General features: G+C 64.5%; 18 protein-coding genes and 1 tRNA gene. 12 read left to right on the top strand and 7 right to left on the bottom strand.

Going from position 1 to position 16,545, the window contains the following annotated elements:
- Positions 1-8 precede the first annotated feature (8 nt).
- Genes FFS37_RS07460 through FFS37_RS07480 form a run of 5 tightly spaced genes read left to right on the top strand, consistent with a single transcriptional unit; the run spans position 9 to position 3,455 of the window.
- A complete protein-coding gene (locus FFS37_RS07460) occupies positions 9-515 on the top strand; it encodes a phage tail protein (protein ID WP_137930300.1) in 507 nt (168 codons plus the stop codon).
- Positions 516-527: 12 nt separating this feature from the next.
- Positions 528-1,031 carry a phage tail protein gene (locus tag FFS37_RS07465; RefSeq protein WP_137930301.1) on the top strand — a complete coding sequence of 168 codons (504 nt, stop codon included), beginning with the start codon at positions 528-530 and terminating at the stop codon, positions 1,029-1,031.
- Between the two features lie 10 nt (positions 1,032-1,041).
- Positions 1,042-1,566 carry a phage tail protein gene (locus FFS37_RS07470; protein WP_137930302.1) on the top strand — a complete coding sequence of 175 codons (525 nt, stop codon included), beginning with the start codon at positions 1,042-1,044 and terminating at the stop codon, positions 1,564-1,566.
- 28 nt (positions 1,567-1,594) lie between these two features.
- Positions 1,595-2,902, top strand: a complete 1,308-nt coding sequence (locus tag FFS37_RS07475; RefSeq protein ID WP_137930303.1) for a hypothetical protein — start codon at positions 1,595-1,597, stop codon at positions 2,900-2,902.
- Between the two features lie 4 nt (positions 2,903-2,906).
- On the top strand, positions 2,907-3,455 hold the full coding sequence (locus tag FFS37_RS07480) for a GNAT family N-acetyltransferase (protein WP_232375597.1): 549 nt from the start codon (positions 2,907-2,909) through the stop codon (positions 3,453-3,455).
- A gap of 288 nt (positions 3,456-3,743) precedes the next feature.
- On the opposite strand, the gene FFS37_RS07485 is transcribed toward FFS37_RS07480, so the two are convergent.
- Complete coding sequence (locus FFS37_RS07485) at positions 3,744-4,016, bottom strand: DUF6916 family protein (protein ID WP_232375598.1); 273 nt, start codon at positions 4,014-4,016, stop codon at positions 3,744-3,746.
- A 266-nt stretch (positions 4,017-4,282) separates the two neighbouring features.
- Here FFS37_RS07485 and FFS37_RS07490 point away from each other — a divergent pair, with 266 nt between their 5' ends.
- Entirely contained in the window at positions 4,283-5,083 is an 801-nt protein-coding gene (locus FFS37_RS07490) for a SapC family protein (protein WP_137930304.1), read from the top strand.
- A 114-nt stretch (positions 5,084-5,197) separates the two neighbouring features.
- Here the strand turns inward: FFS37_RS07490 and FFS37_RS07495 are convergent, their stop codons facing one another.
- Positions 5,198-5,791 (bottom strand): hypothetical protein, encoded by a 594-nt coding sequence (locus FFS37_RS07495; RefSeq protein ID WP_137930305.1) that lies wholly within the window; start codon positions 5,789-5,791, stop codon positions 5,198-5,200.
- A 119-nt stretch (positions 5,792-5,910) separates the two neighbouring features.
- Positions 5,911-5,985 (bottom strand) — tRNA-Gly (locus FFS37_RS07500).
- 210 nt (positions 5,986-6,195) lie between these two features.
- Between FFS37_RS07500 and FFS37_RS07505 the strand changes: the two genes are divergently transcribed.
- From FFS37_RS07505 to FFS37_RS07520, 4 genes are all read left to right on the top strand, one after another.
- The gene (locus FFS37_RS07505; RefSeq protein ID WP_137930306.1) at positions 6,196-6,693 is read left to right on the top strand and encodes a prolyl-tRNA synthetase associated domain-containing protein; all 498 of its coding nucleotides are present in this window, start codon (positions 6,196-6,198) and stop codon (positions 6,691-6,693) included.
- Between the two features lie 84 nt (positions 6,694-6,777).
- Positions 6,778-7,782 (top strand): thioredoxin, encoded by a 1,005-nt coding sequence (gene trxA / locus FFS37_RS07510; RefSeq protein WP_137930307.1) that lies wholly within the window; start codon positions 6,778-6,780, stop codon positions 7,780-7,782.
- A gap of 214 nt (positions 7,783-7,996) precedes the next feature.
- The gene (locus FFS37_RS07515; protein ID WP_137930308.1) at positions 7,997-8,668 is read left to right on the top strand and encodes an LON peptidase substrate-binding domain-containing protein; all 672 of its coding nucleotides are present in this window, start codon (positions 7,997-7,999) and stop codon (positions 8,666-8,668) included.
- A 77-nt stretch (positions 8,669-8,745) separates the two neighbouring features.
- On the top strand, positions 8,746-8,985 hold the full coding sequence (locus FFS37_RS07520) for a Trm112 family protein (RefSeq protein ID WP_137930309.1): 240 nt from the start codon (positions 8,746-8,748) through the stop codon (positions 8,983-8,985).
- Positions 8,986-9,400: 415 nt separating this feature from the next.
- Here FFS37_RS07520 and FFS37_RS07525 read toward each other — a convergent pair whose 3' ends face one another.
- The 3 genes from FFS37_RS07525 to FFS37_RS36125 are packed head-to-tail and all read right to left on the bottom strand — an operon-like array spanning position 9,401 to position 15,238.
- A complete protein-coding gene (locus FFS37_RS07525) occupies positions 9,401-12,745 on the bottom strand; it encodes an error-prone DNA polymerase (protein WP_137930310.1) in 3,345 nt (1,114 codons plus the stop codon).
- The gene (locus FFS37_RS07530; protein WP_137930311.1) at positions 12,742-14,220 is read right to left on the bottom strand and encodes a DUF6504 family protein; all 1,479 of its coding nucleotides are present in this window, start codon (positions 14,218-14,220) and stop codon (positions 12,742-12,744) included. Before FFS37_RS07530 ends, FFS37_RS07525 begins: the two co-directional genes overlap by 4 nt.
- Positions 14,162-15,238 carry an ImuA family protein gene (locus tag FFS37_RS36125; protein WP_137930312.1) on the bottom strand — a complete coding sequence of 359 codons (1,077 nt, stop codon included), beginning with the start codon at positions 15,236-15,238 and terminating at the stop codon, positions 14,162-14,164. Before FFS37_RS36125 ends, FFS37_RS07530 begins: the two co-directional genes overlap by 59 nt.
- Before the next feature lie 261 nt (positions 15,239-15,499).
- Here FFS37_RS36125 and FFS37_RS07545 point away from each other — a divergent pair, with 261 nt between their 5' ends.
- On the top strand, positions 15,500-15,922 hold the full coding sequence (locus FFS37_RS07545) for a metallopeptidase family protein (protein ID WP_137930313.1): 423 nt from the start codon (positions 15,500-15,502) through the stop codon (positions 15,920-15,922).
- Positions 15,923-15,926: 4 nt separating this feature from the next.
- Positions 15,927-16,265, top strand: a complete 339-nt coding sequence (locus tag FFS37_RS07550; protein WP_137930314.1) for a YunG family protein — start codon at positions 15,927-15,929, stop codon at positions 16,263-16,265.
- A 30-nt stretch (positions 16,266-16,295) separates the two neighbouring features.
- On the opposite strand, the gene FFS37_RS07555 is transcribed toward FFS37_RS07550, so the two are convergent.
- The gene (locus tag FFS37_RS07555; RefSeq protein WP_056585621.1) at positions 16,296-16,502 is read right to left on the bottom strand and encodes a DUF1737 domain-containing protein; all 207 of its coding nucleotides are present in this window, start codon (positions 16,500-16,502) and stop codon (positions 16,296-16,298) included.
- Positions 16,503-16,545: the final 43 nt, after the last annotated feature.

Here is a 16,545-nt window from a genome sequence, read left to right on the forward strand (position 1 = left end):
GGACGTAGATGGCCGAGCCTTTTCTCTCGGAAATCAGGATTATGTCATTCGGCTTTCCTCCGAAAGGGTGGGCGCTCTGCGACGGGCAACTCCTGCCCATCAACCAGAACCAGCCACTGTTCTCGCTTCTCGGCACCACATATGGTGGTGATGGTCGCGTGAATTTTGCCCTCCCTGACATGCGCGGTCGCGTGCCTAATCATACCGGCGGTTCTGGCCATTTCCTCGGCGAGCGAGGCGGTGAACAGCAGCATACGCTCACGATTGCCGAGATGCCGAGGCATACGCACCAGGCGAGCGGGTCCGGCAACACCGGCTCGGATCAGATTCCGGCTGGCAATCTGATCGCAAATACTGCGCCGAATCTACTTTTCGGGCCGACGCAGAACCTCACCAATTTGCGACCTGACACTGTTAGCAATGTCGGTGGCAGCCAGGCGCATCCCAACATGCAGCCTTTCCTGACATTGAGTTTCTGCATTGCCCTGCAGGGCATCTTCCCCTCGCAAAACTGACGGAGACTGACCGTGGCACAGCCGTATGTTGGTGAGATCCGTATGTTTGCCGGCAATTTTGCGCCCGCCGGCTGGATGTTCTGCAGCGGACAGCTTGTTCCGATCTCGGAAAACGAGACGTTGTTCAACCTGATCGGCACGACTTACGGCGGCGACGGGCAATCGACCTTCGCTCTACCTGATCTGCGCGGTCGCCTTCCCATTCACCAGGGTAATGGCTTCACTCTTGCCCAGAGCGGCGGTGTCGAAGAGGTCACTCTGAATGTGAACCAGATGCCGATGCACAGCCACCTGTTCATCGCGTCGAACGATGTAGCGAATTCACCCAATCCGGGTAACAGCCTGATCGGCAGGTCGCCTCAGGTTAATATGTTCATCAACGCCGTTCCTTCGATTGCGATGGCCACGCAATTCATCAACGGCGTCGGCGGAAGCCAGCCGCACAGTAATCTCCAGCCCTATCTGTGCGTGGAGTTCATCATCTCGCTGTTTGGGATTTTCCCGTCACAGACTTAAGAGGACACCAATGGCCGACCCATTCGTCGCCGAAATCCGGATTTTTCCGTTCAATTTTGCGCCCAAGGGTTGGGCGTTCTGCGACGGGCAACTGCTGCCGGTTTCGCAAAACACCGCCCTGTTTTCGCTGCTTGGCACCACTTATGGCGGCAACGGCAAGTCGAACTTCGCCTTGCCGGATATGCAGGGCAATGCGCCAATGCATCCTGGTCAAGGTCCAGGCCTGTCCCTGCACGATCTGGGCGAGACCGGGGGCTCTGAGACGGTCACTCTGCTGCAGAGCGAAATGCCATTCCATCCACATCAGGTTTTGAGTGTGCCAGGCAATTTCGCCGCCAACACGAACGTTCCCAGCAATACAGCGATCGGGAAGACGTCTCAGGGAAACATCTATACGCCCGCCGCGAATCTAGCGGCATTGTCAGGTCAGACCATTGCTCCGGCTGGTGGCGACCAGCCGCATAACAACATGATGCCCTACATCACACTGAGCTTCTGCATCGCGCTGCAAGGCGTTTTCCCGCCGAGAACCTGAATTCCGAGCCACAGGCAGGATCGATATCATGGCCAAGAAAGCTGAACCGAAGTCGAAAGCTGCCGCGGCGAAGAAGCCCGCGCCGGCGCCCAAGGCGGCTGCCAAGGCCAGCGCGCTGACCTCCGGAGCAGCAGCCCCCTCTGCTCCAGGTGCGCCCTTCTTCGAACTGTCGCGGCTGATGGTCGTGGCCATCAATGCTCCTGCGGGCCAGTTGATCCAGAAGGCGCAGGCCTCGCCCAACGGGGCGTGGGCTTCCGCATGGTCGCCCATCGCGCCCGGCGCCTATCTGATCATGACCGTCGGGCTGACCAAGGACGGCCGCGTCGCGGTGGTCGCGCAGGCTTCGGGGACCGTCAACCTGTCCTTCATCACCGAGGACGCCAACCAGGTCGGGCCGATCGACAAATGGAACCCGCCCGTCAATATCGGCGCGCCGCCCGGTGTCACCAGCTATCAGAAGCTCTCGATGGCGCGGGACGTCGACGGCCGCATCGAAATCTTCCTCACCGACAATCAGGGCCGCATCTGGTGGATCTACCAGAACCCGGACCAAATCGTGCAAGTCCAGAAGACCATCACGCCGCCGGGCACGACGACGCCCATCGTGGTCACGGTGGACGAGCTCAGGCCGCCCGCCCAGCCGTGGAGCGCCTGGCAGCAGATCCCCGGCGGGCTGGTGGCGGTCACCGCCATACGTCAGGCCGATGGCCGCATCGCGCTGTTCGGCATCAATTCGGGGCTGCATCTCTACCGCTGCCAGCAGGCCAAGGCGCAGGCGCTGGTCCCCGCCGACTGGACGCAGTGGGTGCAGATCGACACTCCGGCCACCGGCCTGTTCACCGAAATGGCGCCGGTGGTCGGCCCACTGGGCGCCACCAACCTCTTCGCCATGACGCAAGGGGGCCAGGTTCTGCACACCAAGCAACAGCCGGCCGGCTCCGACACCTGGACGGTCTGGGCGACGCCGGGATACAGCAGGGTTCCCAAATATACGCTGTGCGCCGGCATCCAGGGCGACGGCGACATCATGCTTGCCGCCTCCGACCAGCAGCATGTTCACTCGTTCAACGCCCAATATGACGCCGCTACGCAGAACTGGTCGGGGTGGCGCGATTTCAACGGCTCCAGCGCCAACACGCGGCTGTCGCTCGACTACAATGCCGACGGCCGGCTGGCCCTGTTCAGCATGATCATCACCAACAACGGCACCAACGGCCTGTGGACGATCAACCAGATGCTGATGGACAGTTCCGAATGGGAATGGGCCTGGACGATGCTGGCCGACACGGGCATCAAGCAGGCCTTGGTGGTGCGCGACCTGACGCCGCCGGTCTGATCCGTTGATCGCTGGCAGCGCCGCACTGTCCGGCCCGTCCTATTGCACTCCGGCCTGGGACCGGTCGCGGCAGGCCGGGCTGACCTTCCGCCACGCGGCGGACGCCGACCTGCCTTTTCTGTCGCGTCTCTATGCTTCGACCCGCATGGAAGAGCTGGCAGTGACCGACTGGAGCGAGGCGCAGAAGTTCGCCTTCCTCGGCATGCAGTTCCAGGCGCAGCACGCGCATTATCACAAACATTACCCCGAAGCCGACTGGCTGGTGATAGGCCGGGCCGGGCAGGATATCGGCCGGCTCTACATCGAGCGCTGGCCGAGTCAGCATCGTATCATCGACATTGCCTTCTTGCCCGCGCATCGCCGCAAGGGCCTGGGCGGCGCCCTGCTTCGCGACCTCATCGACGAGGCATGGGTGTCAGGCAAATCGGCATCGATCCATGTCGAGAAGAACAATCCGGCGCGGCGGCTCTATCTCGAACTCGGCTTCGCCGCCGTCGAGGACAAGGGCGTCTACGATCTCATGGCGTGCGCGCCGCCGGCTAGCAGTCCATGATCATCGCGCCTCCTACATTACAATAGTCCATCCGTCGGCGCCGCCCCTCACCTGCCTGCCGGCATCCTCTCCCCGTATAGGGACGGGGAGAGGGAAGCTGTCATCGACGGTCTCGCCAACTACCGACTTCGCAGTATAGCGCGCCGTCGTCACGTCCGCTCTTTCTTCCCGTCCCTATACGGGGAGAAATGCCCGGCAGGGCAATGAGGGGCAGCGCTGACGATGGAATTGGGGCGTCCAGCCCGGTTATAGTGCGTCGGGTCCCGATGAATGTCGCCGAAGCAACCCCTAATTGAACACCGCTTCATAAAGCCGCCCGGCCGCGTCGGCGGCGACCGGCACGATGAAGATGTCGTGGACCGCGCCATTGCCGGCAAGGCGATAGGTCGCCTGCGGCAGGGCGATTTCGCGCGGACCCCTGAAGATGAGCGAGAAGCCGCCGTCCGGGCGCGGGCTGGACGCGATGCGGTTGACCGCGCTCAATTCGAGCGAAATCCGCTGTCCACCCGCGTCGATGGTGAACGCCTGGCCGATCGCCCGTTCGAAATCCGCCGCCATCATGCCGTTCGCCTCACCCTGCCTGCCTGTTCGAGCCTCTTTCCCGGAGACCGGGTTTCAGGCCGCCGATGATGCTCCAGGACAATTGCGCGGGGCAACCGTAAAATACAGTGGCGACCGTGCTTTTATGCGCGCGCGAGACACTGTAGTACTTTGCGCCTGCGCGGGAGTCTTGGTCATGCCAAGAACAGCGCCACAAGAGGCGGCTCCGATCCTTGGGGCCCGATGCTGGGGACCGGCCCACAGGCCGGAGGAGAAAGGGACCGACAATGGCTGACAACGGGGCAACGACGGAAGCGGCGGCGAGCGAGGCCCTGCCGCTGTTCTATGCCAGGCCCGAGGCGCTCAATCCGGTGCGGCACGGCTCGCTCGGGCTGACCGCGCGCAGCGACTTTTCCTTTGCCCGCTCGGCGCATGCCATTCCGGTGGTCGCATCGGAAATGCCGGCGGCGATGCGCTCCTACCCGATCGTGTTCATCGGCTCCGGCAAGGCGCCGGTCATCATCACCGGCGTGCGCCAGAACGAGAACCTGTTCGTCGATACCGACGGCCGCTGGACCGCGCCGCACTACATCCCCGCCTATGTGCGCCGCTATCCCTTCATCCTGGCCGAGGATCCGAAGGCCCCGGGCCGCCTGACGCTGTGCGTCGACCGGGCGAGCGACCGTGTCGTGGAACAGGTTCTTGCGCCCCTGCGCGAAGACAAGATCGCGCCCTTCTTCAACGGCACCGAACCCACCGAAGCGACCAAGCAGGCGCTCGCCTTCTGCAATCAGTTCCAGATCGATTTCAGGGCCACGCGCGAGATGGTCGAAAAGATCGACGCGCACGGCCTGTTCGCGCCGCGGCAGAGCAAGGTGACGCTGGAAGGCGGAGAAGTGCTCAACCTCACGGATTTCCAGGTCATCGACGAGGAAGCCTTCAACAAGCTGAGCGACGCGGCATTCCTGGACCTGCGGAAATCCGGCGCGCTCGGCCTGCTCTACTGCCACCTCGCCTCGACCAACAGCTGGACATCGCTGGTGCACCAGGCCTCGCTGAGGAAGGCAGATGGGGCGAGGAGCGGCTGACGGCACTCGGCTGCCCGAAAGATTGCGCCAATCGGCACGATCTTTGTTAGATCCGAGCGACCGGAGGCGCAGGCTGCGATCCTTTTCGGTGCGGATCGTCCCTTGCCGCTAAAATTACCTCGACGAAACAGCGTTTAAGAACTCATCAAACGTCTGATCGGTAATGACCAACCGGCGTTCACTCGCCTGGTCCTCTGCTGTTACTCCGGGAAAAAGATTCGCGCGAAGACGCCAGAGTTTTTGGCTAGACAAGCCTGGTCCATGCTTCGCGCAATGACACGCTAGCTCGAGCTGTCTCAGCCCGTCTCGGTTTGGTTTTCCACCATTACCTTCGACCCACCGCATCGCGTCTTCATGAACGTACTTTTTGACCTTCATGCCGTCATTGCAGTGCCGCTCCCAAAGATGGAAGAGGGCAATGACAAAGGCCTTTCGTACGAGAGGGATGCTGTTCTCGGCGACTTGTATCTTTTCAGCGCCTTGATCGTACATGTCGTCAAGATAACCGCCTTCCTCGTCCGTCTCGGGCTCCGGCAATGGGTCGTTCGGGCCGATTCCAAGGGCACGGCGAAAGGCATCTTCCGTTTTTCTGCGTGTATCCTTGAGAGAGGACACGGCAGCGCTGTAAGCGTGGTCGATCTCAGTAAGGTGCATATCTAGGATAGCTAAATTTACAGCGTACCGAATATGCTGTGGCAACGGAGCCATCGAACTGTCTCCTTAAATATCGACACATCATGGTGCCTACGAACAGTTTTACTGACCGAAAACGCGAAAAAGCCGCGGCGGACCGCGGCTTTTCGATGCTTGATTCCCCTTGAGGAAACTGGAGCGGGTGAAGCGATTCGAACGCTCGACCCCAACCTTGGCAAGGTTGTGCTCTACCCCTGAGCTACACCCGCTCACACGGCGTCTTGGCCGCAAGCCGGGCCTATATGGCTGAAGAGCGCGGCGATTGCAACAGGGAAATCGCAGCCTTTTTGCACCATTTCGAATGATGCCGGCAAACCGCCGCCGGGCGCGGATTTCCGCCTCGCGTCGCGCGATGGCCTTGTGCCGGCCACCGCATTGGCCGTAAACGGCAAGGCACCAAGTCGACGGGAATAGAACCGATGCCTAAAACCGAAGCCGAGCTTTTCGCCTTTCTCGCCGAACGCGGCATCGCCGTTTCGACGAAGCGCCATCCGCCGCTCTATACGGTCGCCGATTCGCAGGCGCTGCGCGGCGAAATCGCCGGCGGCCACACGAAAAACCTGTTCCTGAAGGACAAGAAGGACAATTTCTTCCTGGTCACGGTCGGCGAGGATGCCGTCGTCGACCTCAAGCAGATCCACCAGCTGATCGGCGCCGCCAGCCGGGTTTCCTTCGGCAAGCCGGAAATGCTGATGGAGCTGCTGGGCGTCCTGCCGGGCGCTGTCACCGTGTTCGGCGTCATCAACGATACGGCCAAAAGGGTCAAGCTGGTTCTGGACAAGGACCTGATGGAGCATGCCGTCATCAACGCGCATCCGCTGACCAATGAGGCGACGACATCGATCGCGGCGGCCGATCTCATCAGATTCGTCGAGGCAACCGGGCATGATGCTGCTATCTTGAAAGTCTCGGCGTGATCGCCACATGGATGGCGAAACCGACTTCCATTGAATTCACTGCGCCGGGCCACGCGCCGGCGGCGCGACCGAAAGGGTGACGAGATGAGCGACAACAATCCGTTTGGCGGATCCTTCGGCGGCAATGGCGGCCAGTATACCACATCGGTGCAGTATGGCGGCTCCGAGCCGGCCCGCGCCAAGGCAGCGGCTGGCGACATGACGCTGGCTCCGCCCGCCGATGTCATCAAGGACACCACGACGGCGGCCTTTGCCGCCGACGTCATTCAGGAATCGCGCCGCCAGCCGGTGCTGGTCGATTTCTGGGCACCATGGTGCGGGCCTTGCAAGCAGCTCACCCCGCAGCTGGAAAAGGCGGTCAAGGCCGCCGGCGGCAAGGTCAAGCTGGTCAAGATGAACATAGACGACCATCCCTCGATCGCCGGCCAGCTCGGCATTCAGTCCATTCCGGCGGTCATCGCCTTCAAGGACGGCCAGCCGGTCGACGGCTTCATGGGCGCGATCCCGGAAAGCCAGATCACGCAGTTCATCGACAAGGTCGGCGGCAAGGGCAATGGTGCGCCCGCCGTGGCCGATGCGCTTGCCGCGGCCGCCGAGGCGCGCGACGCCGGCGACATGCAGACCGCGGCCGACATCTATGACGCCGTGCTGGCGCAGGCGCCTGAAACCATCGAGGCAATCGCCGGACTGGGCGATCTGCTGTTCGAGGCCGGCGATGCGGAGGGCGCCGAAGCGTTGCTGGCGACCGCGCCCGAGGCCAAGAAGGATGCCCCGCTGCTGGCCGCCCTGCGCGCCAAGATGGCGTTGGCCGCCCAGGCCGCAAGCCTCGGCAATCCGGCCGAATTCGAGAAGCGGCTGGCCGACAATCCCGGGGATCATCAGGCGCGTTTCGATCTCGCCATGATCCAGAACGGCAGGGGCGAGCGCAATGCGGCGGCCGACAATCTGCTGGCCATCATCAAGGCGGACCGGACCTGGAACGACGACGGCGCCAAGGCGCAGCTGCTGCAGTTCTTCGAGGCCTGGGGTATGACCGACGAGGCGACGCTGGCAGCGCGGCGCAAACTGTCGTCGCTGCTGTTTTCGTAAGGAGCGTCCGCCGCTCCCCGGGGCGGCGAACCGGTCCATGTCCTTGTTGTTTCGGCGATTTCGGGCGGCAAAGGATCGGATCTTTCCTGGAATTGCCTTAAGCCGGCTTCCGGCCGTTTTGTCGCACAGGCTTGCGTCGCCGGGCCAAAGCGCCAGATAGGACAGAACGAAGGCGGCATTGACGCTTCCCGACGGAAGCGATCGGAGGAACGAGGTGCAAGCGGGAAACGCGCATTACCGGCTCGCCAAGGATCTGCCATCGGCCATCCCGCTCTTTCCGCTGGAAGGTGCGCTTCTGTTGCCGGGCGGCCGCATGCCGCTCAACATCTTCGAGCCGCGCTATCTGCAGATGGTCGACGAGGCGGTGGCCGGCTCGCGCCTCATCGGCATCATCCAGCCCAGTCTGGACGGCGCGTTGCGCGAGGATGGCGAGCCGGCGCTCTGCAATGTCGGCTGCCTCGGTCGCATCATCGCCTTTTCCGAGACCGGCGACGGCCGCTACCTGATTTCGCTGCAAGGCGTCTGCCGGTTCCGCATTGCCCACGAACTGACCGTCAAGACGCCGTTCCGCCAGGCGAAGCCGGCGCCTTTCCTTGCCGATCTCGGCGAGGACCAGGCGGCGAACGAGATCGACCGGCCGGCCCTGCTCAAGGCGTTCCGCGCCTATCTGCAGGCCAATGAACTGGAAGCCGACTGGGAAAGCGTCAGCCGCGCCGAAAACGCCATGCTGGTCAACGCGCTGTCGATGATGGCGCCCTACGGGCCGGCCGAGAAACAGGCGCTGCTCGAAGCCGCGGACCTCAAGACGCGCGCCGAGACGCTGATTGCCATCACCGAGATGACGCTGGCGCGCGAGAACGAGGATTTTGGCTCGAGCCTGCAGTAGGATGTGTCGGAAATTGCGGGGCCGCCGGGACGTCAGCTCCGGTCGGCTCCGGTTCCGGCAAGGCGGAGAGGGATGCGATGGCGGATGGACGTGATGGAACGAAGGCGAGCGTCGATCCAAAGTTGCTCGAGCTTCTGGCCTGCCCGCTGACCAAGGGACCGCTGACCTGGGATCCGCAGCGCGGCGAACTGATTTCCCGGGTTGCCAAACTCGCCTATCCCGTGCGCGACGGCATCCCGATCATGCTGCCCTCGGAGGCGCGGACCGTCTTGGCGGAAGACGTGCTGCCGCCGCCGAGGTTGAGCGGGCCAGGCTGAGAGACGCTGAAGCGCGCAAGGGTGGCGGCTTGACGCATGCCTTGTCTTGGTGCTGCGCTGGTCGACCCCCACTCCGTCTCGGCTTCGCCGAGACACCTCTCCCCCGATCGACGGGGGAGAGGAAAGGCGCGAGTCTATTGCCGCCAACGTTCCTTAAGCCAAGCTTCCTTCCTTTCCCTCCGGAGGGGGGAAAGGTGGCGCTGCGAAGCAGCGACGGATTGGGGGAACCACATCGCAATCAAACCCCACGCCGGTCAGTCACGCCAGTCACAGAAGGCTATGTGCATGGCATAGCCCTTGCGGGGGAGATGGCCGGCAGGGCCAGGCGAAGGCATCCCGTCAGCGTCAATTTTTACACCACCGTGGAGGTGCTCGCTCCTGCTCCGCCCGTGGATGAGGAGGGCAAGGGCCGCGCCTACTGAAAATTGCGCCCCTTGGGCATGACGCTTTCCGCCTCCTCCGACAGCATTGCGAGGTCCTGCGCTACCGGCGTGCTCCTTGTTCCGGCCTGGTTGGAGCGACCCGGCTCTTCCCCGGAGTTGTGTCGCGCGGCCGGCTGCGCGGCCTGGCCAACCTTCTCCAGAAGCACGGTCAGCCAGGGCGTCAGGTCCTCGATCCTGTCGGCGACGATGTGGATGACGCCGGATTCCGACTGCAGCTTGCCGGTGACGCGGATGAACCTGGCGCCCATGATGATGGGCCGGAAGCGGTCGAAAACCCTTGGCCAGATGATGACATTGGCGACCGCCTTGTCGTCTTCGAGCGTGAGAAAGATCGCATTGCCCTTGCCGGGGCGCTGGCGCACCAGCACCAGCCCGGCGACGGAGACTCGCCTGCCGTCGCGCACGGCAGGCAGGTTGGCGTTGGGGATGACGCCGGCGCGGTCGAGCCGCTCGCGCAGGAAGGCCACCGGATGCGCCTTCAGTGACAGGCCAAGCGAGCGGTAATCGTGGATGACATGCTGGCCGAGCGGCATTTTCGGCAGTCTCGTCTCCGGCTCCAGCTCGCGCAGGGTCATCCCCGGCCGGTCGAACAGCGGCAGGGTCTCGGCGGCGCTCCTGCCGTCCAGCGCCCGCACTTCCCACAGCGCTGCACGGCGGTCGAGACCGAGCGAGCGGAAAGCGTCGGCCTGCGCGAGCTTCTCGATCTCGCCGACGTCGAGGCCGGAGCGCAGCCAGACGTCGCGCACGCTCGAATAGGCGGCACCGCGCCGCTGCGCGAAGGCCTCCATGCGGTCCCTCGACAGGCCCTTGATCTGCCGGAAGCCGAGCCGCAACGCATGATTTGTCTGGATGACGCCGCGCATGTCGGCATGGCGCGCCAGGATGCGGGCCGGGTCGAAGGGAGCTTTCTCCAGGGTGCAGTCCCAGACGGAATGATTGACGTCGATCTCGCGGATCTCGACGCCATGGTCGCGCGCGTCGCGCACCAGTTGCGCCGGCTGGTAGAACCCCATCGGCTGTGAATTGAGGATCGCGGCGCAGAAGACGTCGGGATAGAAGGTCTTGAACCAGCAGGAGGCATAGACGAGGAGCGCGAAGGACGCGGCGTGGCTTTCGGGAAAGCCATATTCGCCAAACCCCTCGATCTGCTTGAAGCAACGCTCGGCGAAATCCTTTTCGTAACCCCGACTTGTCATGCCGTCGATCATGCGCTGGCGGTAGTTTCCAATGGTGCCGGTGCGCTTGAAGGTGGCCATGGCGCGGCGCAATTCGTCGGCCTCACCCGGCCTGAAGCCGCCGGCGACGATGGCGATCTTCATCGCCTGCTCCTGGAACAAAGGCACGCCAAGCGTCTTGCCGAGTATCTTCTCCAGTTCCGGCTTGGGATATTCGGCTTTTTCCTTGTCCTGCCGCCGACGAAGATACGGGTGCACCATGTCGCCCTGGATCGGGCCCGGCCGCACGATCGCTACCTCGATGACGAGGTCATAGAAGCAGCGCGGCCTGAGCCTGGGCAGCATCGACATCTGCGCGCGCGATTCGATCTGGAAGACGCCCAGCGTGTCGGCGCGGCAGATCATGTCGTAGACGTGGCGATCCTCCTTGGCGATCGTGTCCAGCGTCAAGGGCCTGCCATGCTCGTCCCTGACGCCGTACTGGTTGGTGAGCAGGGTAAAGGCGCGCTGGAGGCAGGTCAGCATGCCGAGCGCCAGTATGTCCACCTTGAGGATCTTGACCGCGTCGAGATCGTCCTTGTCCCATTCGACCATCTTGCGCTCGTCCATCGCCGTCTTGACGATGGGCACGATCTCGTCGAGCCGGTCCCTGGTGATGACGAAGCCGCCGACATGCTGGGAAAGGTGGCGCGGGAAGCCCATGATCTCGTTGGCGCGCTCCATCACATGCAGCGACACCGGGTCGCTGCGGTCGAGGCCGCCGGCGCGGGCCTCCTTCTCGCCGAGTTCCGAGGTGGACCAGCCCCAGATCGAACCGGAAAGCGATGCCCTGACATCTTCCGACAGGCCCATCGCCTTCGACACTTCACGCAGCGCCGAGCGGCCGCGATAGCTGATCACGGCGGCGGCGAGCGCGGTGCGTTTGGAGCTGTATTTCGTATAGATGTACTGCATCACCTCTTCGCGGCGCTCATGCTCGAAATCGACGTCGATGTCCGGCGGCTCGTTGCGCTCCTCGGAGATGAAGCGCTCGAACAGCGTGTCGATCTTGTCCGGCCCGACCTCGGTGATGCCGATGCAGAAGCAGATGATCGAATTGGCGGCGGAACCACGGCCCTGGCAGAGAATGTTCTCGCCGCGGGCGAATGCGATGATGTCGTAAACGGTCAGGAAGTAGCGGGCGTAGTTCAGCCGCTCGATCAGGGCGAGTTCTTCCTGAATGCGCTGCATGACACTGGCTGGAACCCCGTCGGGAAAGCGCCGAGCCGCTCCCTCCCGGGCAAGCCTCTCCAGTTCCGCCTGCGGCCCGAGGCCCGATTGCGTCGGCTCGTCGGGATAATTGTACTGGAGGTCGCCGAGCGAGAAGGTCAGTTCCTCCGCGAAACGCAGCGTCTCGGCCAGCGCCTGCGGATGCCTGCGAAACAGGCGCATCATCTCCAGTGGCGGCTTCAGGTGGCGCTCGGCGTTGGCGGTCAGTTCCAGCCCGACCTCCGCCACAGGCGTGTTGAGGCGGATCGCCGTCAGCACGTCCTGCAGCGGGCGGCGTTCGGCCGTGTGGTAGAGTACGTCGTTGGTCGCCATCAGCGGGATGCCGGTGCTCTCGGCCATTGCCGCCGCCTGCTCGACCCTGAAACGGTCATTGCCGGCATAACAGGGCGACACGCCGAGCCGCAGGGCCGGCCCGAAACGGTGCCTGAGCTGCCGCAGCAAGGTCAGGCTGATCTCCGCGCCCGCCGCCAGATCGGGCAGGACGGCCAGCGACATCAGATCCCCCCATTCGAGCAGGTCGTCACGCTGGAGAAGGGTTGCGCCCTTTTCGTTTTCCTCGCGCAGATTGGCCTGGGTCAGCATGCGGCACAGATGCCCCCAGCCCTTGCGGTCCCTGGGATAGGCGAGGATGTCCGGCGTGCCGTCGCCAAACACCAGCCGGCAGCCGGGATGGTAGGAGAGCTTTTCGACCTTCGCCTGCTGCCAGGCGCGCACCACGCCGGCCACCGTGTTGCGGTCGGCGAGCCCGATCGCGGAGAAGCCCATGAGCTTGGCGGCGACCACCAGTTCCTCCGGCTTGGAGGCGCCGCGCAGGAAGGAGAAATTCGACTGGATGCCGAATTCGGCATAGGGGATGACGGTCAGCGCGTTCATGCGAAGACCCCGTGCAGGAACCAGCGCGGCGGCACCGGCGAGACGCCGCCGTAAAGGCCCTGCCGGTAGAGCCAGTAGCGGCGGCCGTCGGCATCCTCGATGCGGAAATAGTCACGCGTCGCCGCAGCGGCGTCGCCCGGCGCCTGACGCCACCATTCGGCGGCGATGCGCTCCGGGCCCTCGGCGCGCGTGACGCGGTAGAGCGCGCGGCGCCAGCGGAAACGCAGCGGCGGTCCCTCCGGCATTTCGGTGGCCGGCACCTCGATCGGTTCAGGCGCGCGAAACAGCCGGATCGGCCGTTCGGGCGGGAAGATGGTCATCGGCGCCTGTGTCCTGCCCGGCCGCTTCGGCGGCGTGGTGCGGCGCGGGGTTTCGCTGAAGGGAACGATGGCGACGGCGCGCTCCGGCAGATGGCTTTCGACGGGTACCGGCTTCAGCACGGCGCCGTCACCCAGGCGGGCGCGGACGCGGTCGGCGAAGAGGGCGATGTCGGCCTCGTCGTCGGCGACCTCGCCGGCGAGGTCGCCCTGCTGCATGTCGAAGGCGGCAACCGAAAGCACGCAGAGCCGCACGAGATCGAAGCCGAAACCGGCGTCGATGGTCTGCTCCAGCGCGGTGAGCCTTTCGTGGAACAGGCGCCTGATCAGCCGTGGTTCGCGCAGGGGCCGCGAGGTGCCGACCGCGATGCGGCTGACGGCACCGTCGACGCGAAAGAGGAAAAGCGCCAGCGCCCTCGCGCCCTCGCCGCGCCGTTCGAGATCGGCTTTCAGGGCCGTGGCGAGCCGGCCGACCAACTGTTCGATGTCGTCGGTCTGCATGATGGGCTCGGCCAGATGACGCTCGACCGAAAGCGGCGCGACGGGAAGGCGCGGCGAGACGGATTCGTCGAGCCGGCCAAGCGCCTGGTCGAGGCGCAACAGCAGGGAGGCGCCGAAGCGGCGGGCGAGCGGCGCGCGCGGCGCTGCCAGGACGGCGCCCGCCGTGCGCAGGCCGACACTTTCCAGACTGGCGCGGGTCTCAGGCGCTATGCGCAGCGCCGCCAGCGGCAAGGGCGCCAGCAACGTCTCCTCCTCGCCCGACACAACGATGCGGTCGCCGCAGAAGCGCGCCGCCGCCCAGGCCGCGCCCGGTGTCGCGGCAAGCCCGGCGCGGACATCGAAACCCTGCTGGAAGAAGCGCGACAGGATGTCGTCCAGCATGGCGCGTTCGCCGCCGAACAGATGGGTGCAGCCGGTGACGTCGAGGAACAGGCCGTCGATGCCGTCCAGCGCCACCAGCGGGGTGTAGCGGTCGCACCAGTCCGCCAGGCCTTCGAGCAGGCGGCGATCGGCCTCTGGGTCGGCCTCGACGATATCGATCGAGGGATGCATGGCGCGCGCATCGGCAATGCCCATGCCGGGCTTGAGGTGCAGCGCCTCAGCCCGCTCGTCGAGGGCCGAGATGCGTTGCGCGTTGCTGTCGCGATGACTGATCACCAGCGGCGGGTGGGATGGTGACGGGTGCTCCGGCGGCCGGGAACGCCAGGACCGCCCCAGGCGCTGCCGCAGGATCCTTTCGGCCGCGAGATAGGGAAACCACAGCGACAGGATTCGCTGTCCGGCGGTCTTCGCCTGCTCTTTCGTCGCCCCTTCTTTCGTCGCCCCTTCTTTCATCGCCCCTTCTTTCATCGAATGCGTGTTCATCGGGGTTCCACTCCAGTGTGAATTGTCCCGGCAGGGCCGTGCGGCTCTTGCCGATGGTGATGGTGAAGGCGGGGCGGCCGATCGAGCCGGCCAGCGGCCCGGCGACGGTGGCGCGCGGCGCCGCCGGCGCCGGCGCGACGAGGAGGCGCACGGGTGCCGCCGTCGGTTCAGGCGCCGCCGCCTGCCGCAGCAGCAGGACCGGCCGGCCGGCCGCCATCGCCCTTGCATGCAGCCGGCGCGTCGCGGTCAGGTCCAGCCGCTGCGGATTGCCCCTGATTTCGAGGATGACGGCGGCAAGAGCCGTCATCCGGGCCGCTTCCTCGGCGACCCACAGGGCGTCAGCGAGTTTCGGCGTCTCGGAAAACAGCAATTGCCCGGGTTCGATGCCGAAGCCGGCATGCAGCCCCCTGGCGTAGGGAAAACCGGCCTCGTGAAAGATTTCCGACGTGCCGACCCACAGCACCGGCAAGCCTTGTGCCTGCTTCAGGACCAGGCTGGCGAGCGACAGGGCGAAGCCGGCGACGGCCCCGGCATCGCGGGTCTCCTGGCCATGGATTTCGCTCAGCGCGGCTTTCGGCAGGCCACCGCTCAGGGCCGCATCGAGACGCTCCACGCCGACGGGCAGGAAGGCATCCGGCAAGGTCGCGGCGAGCCCGCGCCGGACGATCGTAAGGTCGGCGCTGGCCGTGATCCGGGCATCGGGCGGCGCGCCAGCCGGCGCCTGCAGGCGCTCGGGCAGCGTTCCCTCGATCTTCGCGATCTGGCGGCGCAGGGCAAAAACAGTCTCCCGCGCCACAGCGGTCATCGCCATGACGGTCAGCTTCCACTCACAATTGTTCCTGTTATGTTCCTATAGATTCCAGAGGGTGCTGGAAGAGTCAAGCAGAGTCACGAGGAATTTATTCCTTCGCTGGATAGTCATATGCCTGATACCCCGGTGGGCCACGGGTCATCCATGACGCCGTCATCCCCGGCAGAAGCAACCCGTGTGTGGTGCCGTGGAGATGTGGGTGGGCGGCGGATTTGCCTCGACCCCCGCGAAAGCCTATATGCCGGGATCAAAGGACAAAGCATGGCCCGCATCTACAAGACCCGCACCTGGCACGACCAGTTCTCGCCCTCGATGGACGAATTGGAGTTCCTGGCCCTGGAGGCCTACGCGCATCTGCCTGAAGATTTTCGCAAGCTGACCGGCGAGATCGTCATCCAGATCGCCGAATTCCCGACCGACGAGATCATGGACGATCTGTCGCTGGAAACGCCGTTCGACCTGCTCGGCCTCTTCGAAGGGCGCGGCATCGCCGAACGCTGGAACCCGCAGACCGGCGAAGGGCCGAACCGCATCACGCTCTACCGCCGCGCCATGCTCGACTATTGGGCGGAGAACGAGGAAACGCTGGGCGACATCGTCACCCATGTGCTGATCCACGAAATCGGCCATCATTTCGGCTTATCCGACGATGATATGGAGCGGATCGAGGAAGCAGCAGAGTAGCGGCATGCGCGGCATCACCAATCCCGGCGACCTTTTCGGCAGGCTGAAAGAAGCATGGAGCCTTGAAAGCTCCGGGAGCTGGAGCGCCGAAAACCCGGCCAAGGGCCAGTGCAGCGTCACCGCCCTGGTCGTCCAGGACGCCTTCGGGGGCGAAATCCTCAAGACCTACACGCCCGGCGGCACGCACTTCTACAATCTGGTCGACGGCATCAAATGGGACATGACGATCAGCCAGTTCGACCGTCCGATCCCGTTCGCGGATCTGTCGTCCAGCCGCGAGGAGGCGATGGCCGACACGTCGCCGGCCCAGTACGAGGCCCTCAAGGCCAGGCTGAGCCTTTGACCTCAGCGCCGCCGGTCGGTCCGCGAGCCCTCACCAGTCGCTGAGCTTGGTGTCCGGTCCGTATTCCTGGCCATCGATATCCTTGACCACGGCTTGGCCGCAGCGCATCGCCTTGGCCTTCTTGTCGTAGGCATAGGTCGGCGAACCGAACAGGTGCCAGCCCTTGTTCAGCGCCGCCGTCACCTTGTGGCAGAAGCTGGCGTCGTCCGGACCGGTCAGAAAGCGGTAGAGTTTCATGGTCTCAAGTCCTGTGGTGATCGGAGCAATTCCAGGGAAAGTG

Source organism: Mesorhizobium comanense, from assembly GCF_005503535.1.
Classification (GTDB): domain Bacteria; phylum Pseudomonadota; class Alphaproteobacteria; order Rhizobiales; family Rhizobiaceae; genus Mesorhizobium; species Mesorhizobium comanense.

What these genes read in the sequence shown, in the direction of transcription:
- FFS37_RS07520 (WP_137930309.1), top strand. Translation starts at nt 8,746, where the DNA reads ATGGCGGATGGACGTGATGGAACGAAGGCGAGCGTCGATCCAAAGTTG.
- FFS37_RS07490 (WP_137930304.1), top strand. Translation starts at nt 4,283, where the DNA reads ATGGCTGACAACGGGGCAACGACGGAAGCGGCGGCGAGCGAGGCCCTG.
- FFS37_RS07470 (WP_137930302.1), top strand. Translation starts at nt 1,042, where the DNA reads ATGGCCGACCCATTCGTCGCCGAAATCCGGATTTTTCCGTTCAATTTT.
- FFS37_RS07485 (WP_232375598.1), bottom strand. Translation starts at nt 4,016, where the DNA reads ATGATGGCGGCGGATTTCGAACGGGCGATCGGCCAGGCGTTCACCATC.
- FFS37_RS07550 (WP_137930314.1), top strand. Translation starts at nt 15,927, where the DNA reads ATGCGCGGCATCACCAATCCCGGCGACCTTTTCGGCAGGCTGAAAGAA.
- FFS37_RS07525 (WP_137930310.1), bottom strand. Translation starts at nt 12,745, where the DNA reads ATGAACGCGCTGACCGTCATCCCCTATGCCGAATTCGGCATCCAGTCG.
- FFS37_RS07545 (WP_137930313.1), top strand. Translation starts at nt 15,500, where the DNA reads ATGGCCCGCATCTACAAGACCCGCACCTGGCACGACCAGTTCTCGCCC.
- FFS37_RS07495 (WP_137930305.1), bottom strand. Translation starts at nt 5,791, where the DNA reads ATGGCTCCGTTGCCACAGCATATTCGGTACGCTGTAAATTTAGCTATC.
- FFS37_RS07475 (WP_137930303.1), top strand. Translation starts at nt 1,595, where the DNA reads ATGGCCAAGAAAGCTGAACCGAAGTCGAAAGCTGCCGCGGCGAAGAAG.
- FFS37_RS36125 (WP_137930312.1), bottom strand. Translation starts at nt 15,238, where the DNA reads ATGGCGATGACCGCTGTGGCGCGGGAGACTGTTTTTGCCCTGCGCCGC.
- FFS37_RS07505 (WP_137930306.1), top strand. Translation starts at nt 6,196, where the DNA reads ATGCCTAAAACCGAAGCCGAGCTTTTCGCCTTTCTCGCCGAACGCGGC.
- FFS37_RS07460 (WP_137930300.1), top strand. Translation starts at nt 9, where the DNA reads ATGGCCGAGCCTTTTCTCTCGGAAATCAGGATTATGTCATTCGGCTTT.
- trxA (WP_137930307.1), top strand. Translation starts at nt 6,778, where the DNA reads ATGAGCGACAACAATCCGTTTGGCGGATCCTTCGGCGGCAATGGCGGC.
- FFS37_RS07555 (WP_056585621.1), bottom strand. Translation starts at nt 16,502, where the DNA reads ATGAAACTCTACCGCTTTCTGACCGGTCCGGACGACGCCAGCTTCTGC.